The following is a 14924-nucleotide window of genomic DNA, read 5'->3' on the forward strand; positions in this document are numbered from 1 at the left end:
CTGAATATTTCCGGCCGTCGGCCCCCTGCTCCGAGGTCGGCGGCCGTTCTCTCGCGGGGGATGTGCCGGTTACGGCCTTGCGGCGGGTGGCACTGGTGGCTTGCCCGCCATTGCTTATTTAAGCTTGTCAACAGCGCTGGTGGGCAAGCCACCCGCCGCCTGCTGTGAAAATGACGAACAGCCTCGGCTATAGACCGCCCAGCTTGACCATTTTCATGCTCTCAGGGTGCCCCACCGGGGCATGAGCGACTAACCTTGTGTGTCGACGGCGTCATTGTCGTGAAACAACACGACATCCGTCGTATAATCCCGCCCAGGTCGCATTGTGAAGGGTATCTTGCGGCGATGCAAGCGAATCCCGGGATTACGCGGCCGGGCCCCGGGGAAACGGCGGTGCAGCCGAAACCGACGGATTCGCCCAGCGAGGCGGTCGGGGGCACCGGCGGACGGACGAGACCGGGTGCCGATGGCCCCGCCGTTGCCGGGCCGGAGCTCCGGCGAAACCCGTGTCACGCAGGCGAGAGGCGGATCGGGTCGAGGCCGAGGTCCTTTCTCGCCCCGGTCGGGAGAAAAAGTGTCTGCCGGGGCCCGATTCCCTGATCTTAAGGGTGTACGGCCGACGCCGATCGGGCGGGACGAGGCGGTCCCCCACCGGCGCGGCCGGGCCGAAGACTGGCCCGGGCACCTCTTGAGATCCTCTGCGATGAAGACGCCCTCCGAGAAGCAGGTCGCCGCCAACCGCCGCAACGCCCTCCGCTCCACCGGACCCAGGACCGCCGCGGGCAAGCTCCGAAGCCGCCGCAACGGCCTGGTCCACGGGCTGGCCGCCGAGGTCGTCGTCCCCGAGGAGGACCGCGCCGCCTTCGAGGCCCAGCTCGCCCGCTGGGACCACGAGATGGGCCCGGCCAACGTCGTCGAGCGCCACCTCGCCCGCCGCGCCGCCGTCTGCTCGGTGAAGCTGGAGCGGATCGAGCGCGCCCGCGAGCAGACCCACCGAGAGGCGGCCTTGAAGGCCCTGGGCGACTGGGAGAAGCGTGGCCAGGCCCGGGCCCGCCGCAAGGCCCAGGATCTGGCCCGGGATCCCAGCAACACGGTGCTCGACCTGGAGGGGACGGCTTTCGGCTGCGACTGGCTGATCCGCCGGTGGCAATCGCTGGACGCCCCGCTGCAACTGGGCCAGGGCTGGGACCAGCGGACGGTGCTGAGGGCGCAAGCGCTGCTCGGCTTCCCGGAGTGCTTGCCCGGCCCCGACGCGAATCGGGAGGTCCGACGGCTCTGGATCCTGGCCGCCGCCGCGTCGCCGACGCAGGTGACGGCGCTGCCCCGGTTGGAGGCCGAGGGATCGCTGCCCACCGAGCCAGCGCACGCCCGGGCCGCCCTGAGCCGGTTCGTGGCCGAGCAGGTGCGGCGGCTCGAAGGGTTGCGGGCCGAGTCCTGGGAGGAGGTGGAAGGGCCCGAGGGCCGGGCCATTGCGTTGCAGGCCGCGGCGGCCGACCCGTCGGGCGAGGGCCAGCTGATGCACCGCTACGAGGTGGCGGCCGACCGCGCGGCCAACGCCACCGTCCGGCTGTTCCTGAACCTGCGGGACCGTCGGCGCCGGGAGCTGCTGGAGCTGTCGAAGGAGGCCCGCCATAGCAGCATCCCCCGCGCCCCGGTGGGGGGCGGCTGGTGGTGCGAGGTCGACGCCGACCCGGCCCCGCCGGGTTTCGAGCGGATCGGCGCGGTCCCGACCGTCGCCGTCACCGATCTGGGGATCGACTCGGCCTCGGACACCGCCCGGCCCGACCCGGACGTCCCGGAAGGTCCCGGGCCGAGGTCGCCGGCCTCCCCGGGCCCGTCGGCCGACCACGCCCCCGATCCGGCATTCCCCGGCCCGGTCTCCCGGGAGGAGACCGGGGGGTCCACTCCCTCCCCCGCCGCACCGAATCGCCCCGATCGGGTCGTCGCCCCGGCCCTCCCCGGCTCCGAAGCCCCCCCCACCGGCCCGTCGGGCGTCGCGGCTCCGGTCGCCGCGTCCCGGCCGGAGTCGGCCGGTGCGCCGAAGCGGAGCGAACCCAATTCGGCGGGCGAATCCCAACCCAATTCCCGACGCAATCGCTTTCTCGACTCGATGTTGCGGAAACGCCCCGCCGACCCCGCCCCGGCCCCCGGCGCGCGCACCGGCCCGATCCCTCCCCCCGCCGGGCGCCCCGATCGGCCCCCGGTCGGGCCGTCCCGCCCGGGGGATCGGGGCCGGCCCCTGCCGGGGGAGGCCGGACGATGACCCACGCACCGCCAGCCCCCGATGGCCGGGCACCGGCCAGCCGGGCCCCCGGCCGCATCAGGCATCCGGCGCCTCGGCCCCGAACCGGGGCGTGTCGTCCGATCAGGCGGAGACGCCTTCGGGGGCGGGCTCGGGGAGGAAGCCGGCCTCCTCGATCGCCCGGACGACCCGGCGCGTCGCCTCGGGGTCGAGTGAGGCCATCGGGCAGGGGAGCATGCGGTCGAGGAGCCCCCGGTGCCGGCAGCAGGCCTCCAGGCAGGCGAGCATCCCGCCGAAGGAGAGGGCCCGGGCGAGCCGGGTGAGCTGGTTCTGGAGCCGGAAGGCCCGGGCCTCGTCCCCGCCCCGGGCGGCGTCCCAGAGGGCGACGGTCAGCTCGGGGAAGGCGTTGCCGATCGCCGGGACGAAGCCGTCGGCGCCCAGCGCCGTGGAGGTGCCGATCAGGTCGGAGCCGTGCAGGTAGGTGAAGTCCCGCTCGCGACGGGCGGGGACGGTCCAGTCCTGGGTCCGGAAGAGGCTCGGGTTCACGTCCTTGACGCCGACGATCCGGGGGTGCTCGGCCAGGGTCCGGATCTGGTCGAAGCTGAGCTGGTTGCAGACCCAGGGGGCGTTGTAGATGACCAGCGGGCGGGCCAGCGCGTCGGCCAGGGCGTAGAAGTAGCCCATCACCTCGCCGCCGGAGAAGGGCTGGTACCAGGGCGGCAGCGCGGCGTAGTAGTCGAAGGGGAGGTCGTCGTGCCGGGAGGCGCGTTCGAGGGTCCGGCGGGTCCCCATGTCGGAGACGTTCAGCACGAGCGGGACCCGGCCGGCGTTGACCTCGACCACCGTCTCGGCCGCCGTCCGGGCGTCGGCGTCGGTGATCAGGTCGAACCGGGCGGTCGTGCCCATCACCCAGAGCCCGTGGACCCCGGAGTCGATCAGGAACCCGGCGAGCTTGCGGAGGGCGGCGGCGTCGATCGCGTCGTCGGGGCCGACGGGGGAGGCCAGCGGGGGGACGATGCCGTGCAGGTGGGGCAGTTCCATCGGGGGGGCTCCGGGCGGACCATGACGGCGGGGATGCGGGTGAGATCCGCCAGTATGACAGGCGGGTCGGCCGTCCGCCACGCCCCGGGGCGACGGCCCGGGGGGGCCGGCCGGGTGGGATCGGTCGGCCGGGCCGGGGTCGGGCCGGAAACGGTGATGTCGGGCCGCCCCGCCGGCCGAAGGAAGAGCTGTCGTCGAACGGCGAGTCGCCCCGCCGGTGGATCCGGGGGGCGGGCTCGGCCGCACCCTCGTTCCCGGCGGCCGGGCGGGGACGTCGCCCGATCGCCTCGAGGCCGTCATCCCGGAGCCGCGCCGGCCCGACTCGTCGGGGCCGGGTCCGCTCCCCGGGACGATCCGACCCGCTCGGAGGAGGAGATCCGATGCCCACTCCCCGACTTCGTATCTATCCCCGCCCCCAGGACGAGCCCGAGGTCGAGGCCGAGTCGGCCTCCCCGGGCCGGCCGATCCGGCTGTCGGACCTCTACCCGCTGCTGGCCCAGGCCTATCGGGACAACTTCGTCTGGCTCCGGGACTTCGAGGAGGACGAGCTGCTCGTCAGCAACGACCTGTTCGAGGTGGTCCGCGCCTTCTCGGACTACCGGCCCTCGGCCTGAGGGGCGTCGGCCCCCGGGCCCGCCGGGGGGGCGGCGCGGCCCCTCGCAGGCCGATCGGGCCGGGGCTCCCCTTGTACCGGACGCCCCGGGGTCCTAGGCTGGAATGGGGCGATCCGGCGCGATGGTCATCGCGATCGTCCGCCCCACCGGGCCCCCGGCAGGTAGCACCACGAGATGACGGCCACCAACCCCGAGGACGGGTTCACGATCGAGCGGCGGGGCGATGTCCTGATCATCATCCCCGCCCCCCGGCTCGAGGACCTCGACCTGTCGACCTCCGACGCGGTCAGCCAACTACTGCTGGCCCCCATCACCCAGGATCCCATGCCGCTGGTGATCGTCGACCTCGAAGGGGTCGACTACTTCGGCTCCAGCTTCCTGAGCCTGCTGCTGCGCTGCTGGAAGTCGGTCCTGGTCAAGGGCGGCCAGATGGTCCTGGCCGGCGTGTCCACCCGGGCGAGGGAATTGCTGCGGATCACCTCCCTCGACATCGTCTGGCCGATGTACGCCAGCCGGGCCGAGGCCATGGCCGCCCTGCAGAGCGACTGATCGCCCGGCCCGCCTCGACCTCGGTTGACGGGTGGCGGGGCGGCGCCGATGATGGGATCCGGGAGGATCGATCGCCTCGGGGAGGGCCTGACCGCCGCGCCGCCATGGGAATCTACGACCGCGACTACATCCAGGACCAGCCGGGCGGGTTCGGGGCCCTGTTCGCCGGCGGCTCGGCCGTCAAGACGCTGATCCTGATCAACGTCGCGGTCTTCCTGCTGGGCTGGATCGGCGGCCCGCCGATGCAGGCGTTCTACCAGGATTTCCTGGCCGCCCGCAGCGACGCCATCTTCCGCCAATTCCAGATCTGGCAGCTGGTCACCTACGCCTTCGTCCACTTCGAGCTGTTCCACATCCTCTGGAACATGCTCTTCCTCTGGTTCGTCGGCCGGGAGCTGGAGGGGATTTACGGCCCCCGGGAATTCCTCCGGATGTACCTGACCGCCGCGGTGGTGGCCGGCCTCTGCTGGGCGGTCCTCGACCAGGCCAAGGGGGGCGGCCAGGTGCCGATGCTGGGCGCCTCCGGGGCGGTGGCCGCCGCGCTGTTCATCTACGTCCTGTACTACCCGCACCGCGAGATCCTGCTCTTCTTCATCCTGCCGGTGCCGATGTGGCTCTTCGCCATCATCTTCTTCGGCCGGGACCTGCTCGGGCTGCTTCAGAGCTTCCAGGGCCTCGACACCCGCCCGGTCGCCTTCGCCGCGCACCTGAGCGGGGCCGGCTACGGGCTCCTGTACAAGACCTACGACCTGCGATGGTCCCGGCTGCTCGCCGGCTGGGGGCGTGGCCGCCGCCCGAGGCTCCGCGTGTTCTCCCCCGAGCCCCGGCCCCGGAGGCCCTCCCGGACCGGGGCGGCCGCCCCGGCCCGGTCCGAGGCCGGCGCCCGGCCCACCCCCTCGGGGATCTTCCCCGACGAGCACCTCGACGCCAGGCTCGACGAGATCCTCGCCAAGATCGCCCGGGAGGGCCGTTCCGGGCTGACCGAGGAGGAGAACCGGATCCTCCAGGAGGCCAGCGAGCGGGCCCGCAACCGCCGGGGCGGACGACTCCGATGAGCCACCCCGGCCCGACTTCCCCCTCGCCCCTGGTCCGGGACGCCCGCCCCGCCGACCGACAGGTGATCGTCGCCCACAACCTCGCCCTGGCCCGGGAGACGGAGTCGAAGGAGTTGGACCCCTGCGTACTGACGCTGGGGGTCGAGCGGGCCCTGGACGAGCCGGATCGCCTCCGCTACTGGGTCGCCGAGGTCGACGGCCGGGTCGTCGGCCAGTCGGCCGTCAGCCGGGAGTGGAGCGACTGGCGGTGCGGCTGGATCTGGTGGTTCCAGTCGGTCTACGTCGTCCCGGAGGCCCGGGGCCTCGGCGTCTTCCGGGCGCTCCACCGCCACATCCGGGACGTGGCCCGGTCGTCGACCGAGGTGATCGGGCTCCGCCTCTACGTCGAGCGGGAGAACCACCGGGCCCAGTCCACCTACCGGGCCCTCGGCATGCAGCCCGGCGGCTACCTGGTCTATGAGGAGTTCTGGCCCGACCGGGGGGGGCCACCCCGGGCGTGATCGGCCCGACCGATCGGGTCGTCAGTCCCGGCCGTGGCTGAGGGCGGCCCAGCGGTGGAGCAGATCCCGGGCCTTCCCGGAGTCGATCGCCTCGGCCGCCTTCGACGCCCCCTCGGCCGGCCCCCCCGCCAGCCCGGCGACGACCAGGGCCGACGCGGCGTTGGCGAGGATGACGTGGCGGGCGGGGCCGACCTCGCAGTCGAGGGCCCGACGGATGCGGTCGGCGCTGTCGGACGGGTCGGCCACCCGAAGCGCCTCGGCCCGGACTGCGGGGAGCCCGAACTGCTCCGGGAGCCAGGTCCGGGGCTCGACGTAACCGCCCTCGACCCAGAGCACCCGGGTCGGCCCCGAGAGGCCGACCTCATCCAGCCCCTCCGGCCCGGTCACGACCGCCGCCCGCGTCACCCCCAGCCGGGCCAGCGCCGAGGCCATCAGCCCGGCGAGCCGGTCGTTCGGCACCCCGACGAGCTGGAATTCCGGCCGGGTCGGATTGGCCAGCGGGCCGACCAGGTTGAACAGGGTCCGGAAGGGCAGTTGCCTGCGGACCCCCGCCGCGTGCCGCAGGGCCGGATGGAAGCTGGGGGCGAAGAGGAAGGCGATGCCCAGCTCCTCCAGGCATCGCGTCAGCACCTCGGGCCCGGGGTCGATCGCCACCCCGAGGCGTTCGAGCACGTCCGAGCTGCCCGAGACCCCCGAGGCCGACCGATTCCCGTGCTTCGCCACCACCGCACCGGCGGCCGCCGAGACGATCGCCGCCGCCGTCGAGACGTTGACCGAGGCGGCCCCATCCCCCCCGGTCCCGCAGGTGTCGAGGACCGGCCGCCTCGGGGAGTCGAGCGGCCTCATCCGGTCCCGGACCGCCTGGACGGCCCCGGCCAGCTCGTCCTCGGTCTCCCCTTTCACCTTCAGCCCGGCGAGGAAGGCGGCGATGCCGACCTCCGCAGCACGGCCGTCGACGATCTCACCCACCGCGTCCCGGGCCTGTTCGATCGAGAGCGACCCCGACTCGCCGAGGGTCGCCAGGGCGATCGTCAAGGGGCCGCGGTCGGGGAGGGTGCTCGGCACGGCGTCGGGCCTCGGGGCGGGCGGGGCTCGGGAGGGGAGGGCCGGACGGTCGCCGGGCCCTCAAGGGCGGACGAGATAGCCCTCGGGGTTGGTCGATGGGGGAGCGGGGCGGTGACGCGGGGAGGTCAGTTGGTCGAAGTCGGCGACCTGGACCCGGACGGTCACCAGCTCCCCTCCTCGGTTGACCACGAGTTCCACGGCCTCGCCGATCGGGGTGGTGGACACCATGTTGATCAGGTGCCAGGTGTTGTTCACCGGGGTCTCATTGAAACGGACGATCACGTCTCCCTGCTGGATCCCGCTCTGCTTGGCCGGCGAGTCCTCGGCGACGGCCGAGATGCGAGTCCCCCGGGGTCGATCCAGTCCGAACCGCTCGTAGTCCTCCGGGAAGACATCCTGCAACGAGATGCCGATCGCCCCCCGGCGCACCTTGCCGGTGTTGATTAGCTGCTCCATCGCCCAGCGGGCGAGGTTGATCGGGATGCTGTAACCCACCCCCTCGTTGCCGCCGCCGTGGGAGGCGATGGCCGTGTTGATGCCGACCACCTCGCCCCGAAGGTTGACCAGCGGGCCCCCCGAGTTGCCGGGGTTGATGGCCGCGTCCGTCTGCAGGAAGTCCTGATTCTGGACGCCGCTGTCGTAGAGGTCTCGCTCCTGACGACCCCGGGCGCTGATGATCCCCTGGCTGACCGAGTGGGTCAGCCCGAACGGGCTGCCGACGGCCAGCACCCAGGTGCCGGGCAGCGCCTCGTCGCTGTCCCCGAGCCGGGCGACCGGGAGGTCATCGACCGGCAACTCCAGGACGGCCACGTCCGAGTCCTCGTCCCGATGGATCGCCTGGGGGCGGATCAGTCGGCCGTCGTGGAGGTTGATGTGGATGTCGGCCGGGTCGGCGCCGCTGATCACGTGGTTGTTCGTCAACACGAACAGCCCGGGGCGGGAGTCCGATCGGACGATCACCCCCGATCCGCTCTCTTCGTAGGTCCGACGGGTCCGACCTTCCTCCGTCACGTCCTTCTTCAACGCGACGATGTGGACCACGGCCCGGGAGACGACCTTGGAGACCAGCTCGAAGGTCCGGTTGACTTGATAGAACTGCTCATACTGCCGGGAGAGGCTCTGGTAGATCGCCTCCTCCGAATGCTCCAGCCCCTCGACCCCCTCGGCGGTGCCCGCCTCTCCTTCCCCGGCGCGAGCCGGCCCGGCCGAGAGCGAGGCGGGCCGATTCGCGGCCAGGCCGAGGCCGAAACCGGCCGCGAGCATCAGCAGGAAGGCCGAGGCGCTGGCGAATCGGGGCATGATCGGACGACTCCTCGGTCGACGAGGACGATCGGGGCGGACGATGCCCGAAGCAGGGGAGGGCATGGGCGGGATCCGTCCCCCCGTTCCCACCCGGGCCGCGTCGGTTCACGCAGTAGTATATCCCGCGCGGCGCGGCGGAGTCAAAGCAGCGAAGTCGGGGGGACATCCGAACCCTGTCGGTCCCGGCCCTCGGGACGAAAAACGGGCGTCACGCCGGGGTTGCGGCGTCACGCCCGAATCCTGGTCCGACGCCGGCCGGGGCGGCCGGCCCGCGGGGGCGGGTCAGCGGCCCGACTCGCTCATGTCCATCTCATAGTCGCTGAGGTTGATGTGACGATCCCCCTCGTCGAAGTGGCGATCGGAGATGTCGGCCCAGCGATAATCGATGGCGCGGCTCATCCCGCTGTGGCCCATCCGCTCCTGCTCCCGCTGGCAGTCGATGCAGGAACTGGTGTAGGGCAGGGCGTTGAGCCGGGCGACGGCGATCTTGCCGTTGCAGAACTCGCACTGGCCGTAATTCCCCTCGCCCATGCGGTGCAGGGCGTGCTCGATCTGGGCCAGCTCCCTGCTCTCGATCTCGGCAATCTGGGAACTGATCTCCTCATTAGCCGAATCCACGGCCGCGTCGACCGAGTCGCCGACGTCATTCATCGCCCGGAGCGCGTTGAGGGAGTCGAGGTCGCCCGCCAAGGCTTTCCGCAAGGCGTCGCGACGGACGACCAATCGCGAATGGAGTCGAAGCAGCGCGTCTTTACGGGCCATGACACACCTCCAGATGTTCGTCGCGAGCGGGCGGAACGATCCGCGGTTGCCTCGCCGAGACCGGTCAGGGGTTTAGACAGAGGATCGGTCGAGTTCGTTTCGTTCGATGGTGGCTCGACCCGGCGGTCCCCGACCCCCGGGGTCGGCCGGATCGACCGGGGTCTCCCCAGACGAACGGCCCGATGATGCTTGAGGTGACGTTCCGCAATCCGGCGGCGAAGCCTAGCACATTCTGCGGCCCGGGCAAGCAGCCCGATGCGACTCGTCACCACCCGCTGGGAATACTACGTCGAGGCGGGACGAAGGTTTGTCGGTTTCCCCGAAAAACTTCGAACCCGGGGGGGACTCACCCCCGTCGGGATGGGGGCATCCCGTGGAATCCGGCTGAAGCGTCCCGACGGTCTCCTGTATGTCGCAAGTAGGGTGCCACCGGCGACAGGGGAGGGGAAGATCGGGAGGGATCTCGTTGCGGGGGGCCGACCGGTCCGCCTGGCGGCGTCCCGATCGGAGGCCTGGCAGGGAGAGCCCGATTAACTTATCGAAATGACGAGGGCCTGGCGAGGGGGTACTGGGGAAAAATTTTCAAGCCCAAAACCGGGGGCCCACCGGCGGAGGGCCGTCGCCCCGAACCCCGGGGGCGGAGATTCGCTATCTCAGGAAGAACTGGTCGTCGACCACCGCCGGGCCGCTGCGGCCCGTGGATCGGCGGAAGTTGATGTACTGACGGGTCCCGGAGGGCCCGTCGAAGATCCACTGCTCGATGGATTCCCCCTGCGAGGCCGACCGGGCGTACGACCTCGGCGTGCCGAGTTGCTCCTGGACCTGCTCCCGGGTCTGACCCTTCAGGTCCTGGGCCGGGGGAGGCGGGGGTGGGGTCAGCAGCGTGGCCAGCAGGATCGGATGGGGCGGCGGGGGATCAATGGGCCGGAGGGCGGCGGCCTCGATCGGCCTCCACCCGAGGGCGTCGAGGGCCTCGACGTGGGTGATCGTCACGCCGCTCTCGGGCTGGAGCTGGATCCGGTAGCCGCCCTCCTCCGACCAGATCGCCTCCAGCCGGGCGCCGAACTGGAGCCGGGCGCCGACCTCGGGGCTCCCGGACTCGAAGAGGCGGAAGCCCTCGAAGTCGATCCGGGCGACCCGGGGGCTGGTGGCCGTCCGGTTCAGGACCCGGTAGTTGATCTCGAACCGGCCCGAGGCGGCGGGGGTCCCGGTGACCTCGGCCGAGAGCAGGATCGAGCGCCCCCGGTAGAACCGGTCGAAGGTGGACTGCCACCGGGACTCGTCGACGGTCCGGGCCCGCTCGTCGAGGATCGCCTCCAGGCGGTCGGGGATCAGGTCGACGAAGATGGCCGCCTCCCGCGCCGCCTGGCGGACCTCCTCCGCGCCGCCGATCTGCCCGCCCAGGGCCTCGACCGCCTCGGCCGCCCGGGAGAGCAGGCGATGGGCGAGGTCGAAGTCGCCGTCTTCGAGGGCGGGGATCCCCTCGTCCCTGCCCCGCTGGACCATCGTCGGGTAGTCCCGACGGGCGTTCCGGTAGATCGAGAATGCCGCCGTCCCGAGCACGACCACGACCATCGCCAGTCCGACCAGCATCGGCCGGTTCCGCCGCACCCGGTCCCGCAGGCTCGGGCGGTCCGGCACGAGGATCCGACGGCCGCCGGGCCGGGCCGGTCGGGGGCCCTGGGGCGTCGGCCGGGGAGGCGACGGCCGGCCCCGATCCCCGGCCGGGGCCGGGGCCGGCCGCCTCGGCCGGGTCGTCGGCGACGTCGGGGGGCGTCGGGGAGGCTCGGGGACCTCTTCCCCCTCGGGCAGCTCGGAGACGGCGGCCTCGACCGGGTCGAAGGCCGGGGTCGGCTGCTCGCCGGGGAGCCCGGCCCCCGGCTCGACCGGCTCCAGCCACTCGACCTCCCCCTCGTCGATCGCCCCCTCGGGGACGTGGTCGGCCAGCGGGATCGGCGCGTCGTCCGAGGGGCCGCCCGCCCCGACCGCCGCCTCGTCGGCCCGGGTCGCCGGGGCGGGGGGCATGGGCAGCGGGCTCTGGGGGAGGACGAAGACGCCGGCGCCGCAGTCGGGGCACCGGAGGGCCTGGTACCCCTCGGTCCTCCGGCCCCGGATGACGTGCCCCTCCGGGCAGCTCACGCGGAACGCCTGCGGCTCGACCGGCTCGGCCGGCCCCAGCCCCTTCACGAACTTCTTCGCCTTGCCGAACAATCCCAACGGGCCGCCTCCCCGATGCCCCGACCCGGGCTCGCCTCGACCGGGGCGGCCGACCGAGTCGAGTCGACCCGCACCCCCTGCCCTCCCGACACCCGTATTCTAGCCGAGCCGACTCCCCCGGGGGCAACGCCGGCTGCGATCCCGTCCCGGGGCCGATCCGGTCACCCCGATCCCCCAGGGTCACCGGTCCCCGCGATGGCCTGGCGGTGGTTGGGGCCCTGCGTGATTCGCCCGGGGTCCGGCGCCGTTGGGTTCATTTTCCCCCCGCGAACGCCCCCGACGCCCGGCCTGGGGCCCGTGTTCGTGCCGGCCGGTGCGCCGGACGATCGGCGGCCGGTGCGCCCCGGTGCGCCACCACGATAATGATGATTTCTGTTTTAAAACAAGGACTTGCGCCGATTCAATCGGGTTCGCTCCGTCGGACGTGCCCCGCCCGATTGGCTTCGCTCCGCGCGGCCAACGCTGGGCCGGTTGGGTTCGTTTTTCACGGCGACCCGAGGATGTCCCGGAGGGAATCCCCTCCCGCTCGACACACCGATTCGGTGCGCGGTGGGCACGGGCTCGGCCTCGATCCCTGTCCCAAGCGGCTTGCCAAAGAGGCGTACTGAGGTCCGAGACCCCGACGCGAGGCGAAGGGGGCGTTCCCCAGGGCGTTCGACCGCCGATGGAGTCGTCCTCCCCTTCTCTATCATCGAGAATCAAGGGGACGGCACTCACAGGAAATGGGACGGGACGCGGAGGGCGGGCGGGTCATGCTCAGAGACTCCCCGGCCCCCGGCCGGACGGGATCGATCATGCTCCCTCCCCAGGGCGCTTCGAGATCGAGGCGGGCGTGTCGCTCGGCCGCCCGCCGCTCGGGCCCGATTCCGACCGACTCGTCGCCGAGGCCGAGGCGGGGCGATCATCCGCGTCCGCGCCCGCGTCGGAGTCGGCCGGGGGGCTCAGCCTCCGGCTCCGGTTCCGGCTCCGAGAGGCCGAGGGCCTGCCTGGCCTCCTGGAGGCGGGAGAAGGCGACGGTGAAGCCTTTCGAGGGGCCCAGGCGGTAGGGACCCTCGCCGAGGGCGTTGAGCCGGATCACCGCGTCCTTGACCTCCCGGTCGGCCTCCAGATCCCGGTATCGCAGCGCGAGCGGTTCCATGAGGCCGGAGAGGCGCTCGACGCTCATCCGGCAGGAGGACCGCTGCCGGGTGAATTCCTCCTCGATCCGCTTGCGGTCCTGCGGCTTCGGCAATCGGGATCGGGCCTGCTTGATCTCCCCGACGAGTCGATCGATCGTCGTCCGGTTCGCCTTGAACTGGTTCTGGAGCGTCTTGTAGGCGTTCCGATCCGCCGCGTTCCATCGCCGGATGGGGGTGGTCCCGTACTTCCGCTCCAGCGACTGGGCGTTGGCCTTGAGGTCGGCGTTCGCCCGTTGCAGCTCTCCGATCCGGGAGTTGGCCTGGTCGATGGCGGCCTCGTCCCCGAGGATCGCGGCGTGCTCGGCGTGCGCCCCGAGGAAAGACGCGACCTCCTCCTCGGCCTCCCGGTACGCCCGGACCGCGTCCCCCTCGTCGAGGAGGAACTCGCGCCCGACGAAGGTCAGCCCCCGCTCGGAGAGGAGTGCCCTCAGGGCCTCGGGCGTCTCCTCATCTCCCGAGACCGGGGCGGCGGCCCCGACGAGTTGCACCGTCATCGCCAGGCCAATCGGGGCCAGCGTCATCCGGATCGCGCCCATGGGATGCACTCCCGCACGTTCATCGAGGCGTCAGGGCACACGAGACGGACGACATAGCATGAGGTGCGCGGCCCGTTATGACCAGACGCTCCTGTCCAGCGACCGATACCCGACCGCCTCGGCCACCTGGTGGGGCTCGATGTCGGCGGTGCCCTCGAGGTCGGCCAGGGTCCGGGCGACGCGGAGCACCTTGTCGTGGGCCCGGGCGGAGAGGCCGAGTTCCTCCATGGCGCCCTTGAGCAGGGCGGAGGACTCGGGCTTCAGGACGCAGTGCTTGCGGACCTGGCGGGGGGTCATCCGGCCGTTGACGCCGGGGGGGCCGCCGTCGAAGCGGTCGAGCTGGCGGGCCCGGGCGCGGAGGACCTCTTCGAGGATCGTCGAGGAGGTGGGGCCGGGCGGGGCCTCGGCGAGCTGGGTGAAGGGGACGGCGGGGACGTGGATGTGCAGGTCGATGCGGTCCAGCAACGGGCCGCTGATCTTGCCGAGGTAGCGTTCCACCTGGGGGGGGGAGCAGTTGCAGGCCTTGCGGGGGTCCCCCCGGTAGCCGCAGGGGCAGGGGTTCATGGCGGCGACGAGCACGAACTCGGCGGGGAAGGTGACGCTCCGCAGGGCCCGGCTGATGGTGACCCGGCCCTCCTCCAGCGGCTGGCGGAGGACCTCCAGGGTCTTGCGGTTGAACTCGGGGAGCTCGTCCAGGAAGAGGATCCCCTTGTGGGCGAGGCTGATCTCGCCGGGCTGGGGGGTGCTGCCGCCGCCGACCAGGCCCGCGTCGCTGACGGAGTGGTGCGGGGAGCGGAAGGGGCGGACGCCCAGCAGCGGCTGGGCGCCGAGCAGGCCCATCGCGCTGTAGATGCGGGTCGTCTCCAGGCTCTCGGCGGGGGAGAGCGGGGGCATGATCGTCGGCAGCCGGCGGGCGAGCAGCGTCTTGCCGGTGCCGGGGGGGCCGATCATCAGCAGGTTGTGGCAGCCCGAGGCGGCGACGAGCAGGGCGCGCTTGGCGGCGTCCTGGCCCTTCACGTCGGAGAAGTCCTCCTCGTAGTGGGCGAGGCGGCGGAAGACGACATCGAGGTCGATGGCGGTGGGCTCGGCGTCGAGCATGCCGGAGAGCAGGCCGACGGCCTCGGCCAGGCTGCCGACCGGGTAGACGTCCAGCCCCTGCACCACGGCGGCCTCGGCGGCGTTGCTCGAGGGCAGGAGCAAGGCGCGTCGGCCCTCGGCCCGGGCCTTCAACGCGATGGAGAGCGCCCCCTTGATGGGACGGGTCTCGCCGGTGAGCGCCAGCTCGCCGATGACGGCGAAGTCGGCGGCGCGTTCGAGGGCGACCTGGCCGGAGCCGAGCAGCAGGCCCAGCGCGATGGGCAGGTCGAACCCCCCGGCGTCCTTCTTGAGATCGGCGGGTGCAAGGTTTATCACAATCCGATCGGATGGTCGCCGGTAGCCCGAATTGACCAGGGCGCGTTCGACACGGTGGGTGCTCTCCCGGACGGCGGCCTCGGCGAGGCCGACGAGCACGGTCTTGGGCACGCCGGAGGCCGAGACGTCGACCTCGACCTCGACCGGCTCGGCCTCGATGCCGATCAGCGTGTAGGAGGCGAGCTTGGCGAGCACGAAGGGGCTCCCCTGCGGGGGCGACCGGTCCCCATCGACCGGATTTCGATGGGGGCATGATCGCATCGATCGCCCCGGCGATCAAGGGTTCACCGGCCCGGCCGTCGCCCCGAATCGACTCGGCCGGCGAGGTCGGGGATCCCCGGCATGGCCGGGGCGATCGGGGGGGCCGTCCCGGAACCGGGGGCTGTGCCCGGACCGGCCCGGTCGATGACCGGGGCGCACGGGTTTTGCTATCATCTGGGGCCTGCAACG

Annotated in this window: 12 protein-coding genes; 5 read left to right on the top strand and 7 right to left on the bottom strand. The window is 72.3% G+C overall.

Features of this window, described 5'->3' with window-relative positions; genetic code table 11:
• The first annotated feature begins 703 nt into the window (after positions 1-703).
• Positions 704-2263, top strand: a complete 1560-nt coding sequence (locus ElP_RS28100) for a hypothetical protein (protein ID WP_145275869.1) — start codon at positions 704-706, stop codon at positions 2261-2263.
• 102 nt (positions 2264-2365) lie between these two features.
• Here the strand turns inward: ElP_RS28100 and ElP_RS28105 are convergent, their stop codons facing one another.
• A complete protein-coding gene (locus ElP_RS28105) occupies positions 2366-3283 on the bottom strand; it encodes a dihydrodipicolinate synthase family protein (RefSeq protein WP_145275871.1) in 918 nt (305 codons plus the stop codon).
• Positions 3284-3663: 380 nt separating this feature from the next.
• Between ElP_RS28105 and ElP_RS28110 the strand changes: the two genes are divergently transcribed.
• From ElP_RS28110 to ElP_RS28125, 4 genes are all read left to right on the top strand, one after another.
• Positions 3664-3897 (top strand): hypothetical protein, encoded by a 234-nt coding sequence (locus ElP_RS28110; RefSeq protein ID WP_145275873.1) that lies wholly within the window; start codon positions 3664-3666, stop codon positions 3895-3897.
• Between the two features lie 174 nt (positions 3898-4071).
• Entirely contained in the window at positions 4072-4446 is a 375-nt protein-coding gene (locus tag ElP_RS28115; protein ID WP_145275875.1) for an STAS domain-containing protein, read from the top strand.
• A gap of 104 nt (positions 4447-4550) precedes the next feature.
• Positions 4551-5501: a rhomboid family intramembrane serine protease gene (locus ElP_RS28120; RefSeq protein WP_145275877.1), complete on the top strand. Its 951-nt coding sequence runs from the start codon at positions 4551-4553 to the stop codon at positions 5499-5501.
• Complete coding sequence (locus tag ElP_RS28125; RefSeq protein ID WP_145275879.1) at positions 5498-6001, top strand: GNAT family N-acetyltransferase; 504 nt, start codon at positions 5498-5500, stop codon at positions 5999-6001. The genes ElP_RS28120 and ElP_RS28125 overlap by 4 nt, the downstream gene beginning before the upstream one ends.
• A 21-nt stretch (positions 6002-6022) precedes the next feature.
• Here ElP_RS28125 and trpD read toward each other — a convergent pair whose 3' ends face one another.
• The 6 genes from trpD to ElP_RS28155 form a co-directional block, all read right to left on the bottom strand.
• Complete coding sequence (gene trpD / locus ElP_RS28130) at positions 6023-7066, bottom strand: anthranilate phosphoribosyltransferase (protein ID WP_231749292.1); 1044 nt, start codon at positions 7064-7066, stop codon at positions 6023-6025.
• Positions 7067-7126: 60 nt separating this feature from the next.
• Positions 7127-8365, bottom strand: a complete 1239-nt coding sequence (locus ElP_RS28135) for a S1C family serine protease (protein ID WP_145275881.1) — start codon at positions 8363-8365, stop codon at positions 7127-7129.
• Positions 8366-8650: 285 nt separating this feature from the next.
• Positions 8651-9130, bottom strand: a complete 480-nt coding sequence (locus ElP_RS28140; protein ID WP_145275883.1) for a TraR/DksA family transcriptional regulator — start codon at positions 9128-9130, stop codon at positions 8651-8653.
• Between the two features lie 648 nt (positions 9131-9778).
• A complete protein-coding gene (locus tag ElP_RS28145) occupies positions 9779-11347 on the bottom strand; it encodes a hypothetical protein (RefSeq protein ID WP_145275885.1) in 1569 nt (522 codons plus the stop codon).
• Positions 11348-12248: 901 nt separating this feature from the next.
• Positions 12249-13061, bottom strand: coding sequence for a hypothetical protein (locus tag ElP_RS28150; RefSeq protein WP_145275887.1), 813 nt, complete (start codon positions 13059-13061; stop codon positions 12249-12251).
• Between the two features lie 75 nt (positions 13062-13136).
• Positions 13137-14669, bottom strand: a complete 1533-nt coding sequence (locus tag ElP_RS28155) for a YifB family Mg chelatase-like AAA ATPase (protein ID WP_145275889.1) — start codon at positions 14667-14669, stop codon at positions 13137-13139.
• Positions 14670-14924 lie beyond the last annotated feature (255 nt).

This window comes from Tautonia plasticadhaerens, from assembly GCF_007752535.1.
Lineage (GTDB): Bacteria > Planctomycetota > Planctomycetia > Isosphaerales > Isosphaeraceae > Tautonia > Tautonia plasticadhaerens.

Bases quoted from the DNA above. Each gene is read 5' to 3' on its own strand.
- ElP_RS28100 (WP_145275869.1), top strand. From the start codon at position 704: ATGAAGACGCCCTCCGAGAAGCAGGTCGCCGCCAACCGCCGCAACGCC.
- ElP_RS28105 (WP_145275871.1), bottom strand. From the start codon at position 3,283: ATGGAACTGCCCCACCTGCACGGCATCGTCCCCCCGCTGGCCTCCCCC.
- ElP_RS28110 (WP_145275873.1), top strand. From the start codon at position 3,664: ATGCCCACTCCCCGACTTCGTATCTATCCCCGCCCCCAGGACGAGCCC.
- ElP_RS28115 (WP_145275875.1), top strand. From the start codon at position 4,072: ATGACGGCCACCAACCCCGAGGACGGGTTCACGATCGAGCGGCGGGGC.
- ElP_RS28120 (WP_145275877.1), top strand. From the start codon at position 4,551: ATGGGAATCTACGACCGCGACTACATCCAGGACCAGCCGGGCGGGTTC.
- ElP_RS28125 (WP_145275879.1), top strand. From the start codon at position 5,498: ATGAGCCACCCCGGCCCGACTTCCCCCTCGCCCCTGGTCCGGGACGCC.
- ElP_RS28135 (WP_145275881.1), bottom strand. From the start codon at position 8,365: ATGCCCCGATTCGCCAGCGCCTCGGCCTTCCTGCTGATGCTCGCGGCC.
- ElP_RS28140 (WP_145275883.1), bottom strand. From the start codon at position 9,130: ATGGCCCGTAAAGACGCGCTGCTTCGACTCCATTCGCGATTGGTCGTC.
- ElP_RS28150 (WP_145275887.1), bottom strand. From the start codon at position 13,061: ATGGGCGCGATCCGGATGACGCTGGCCCCGATTGGCCTGGCGATGACG.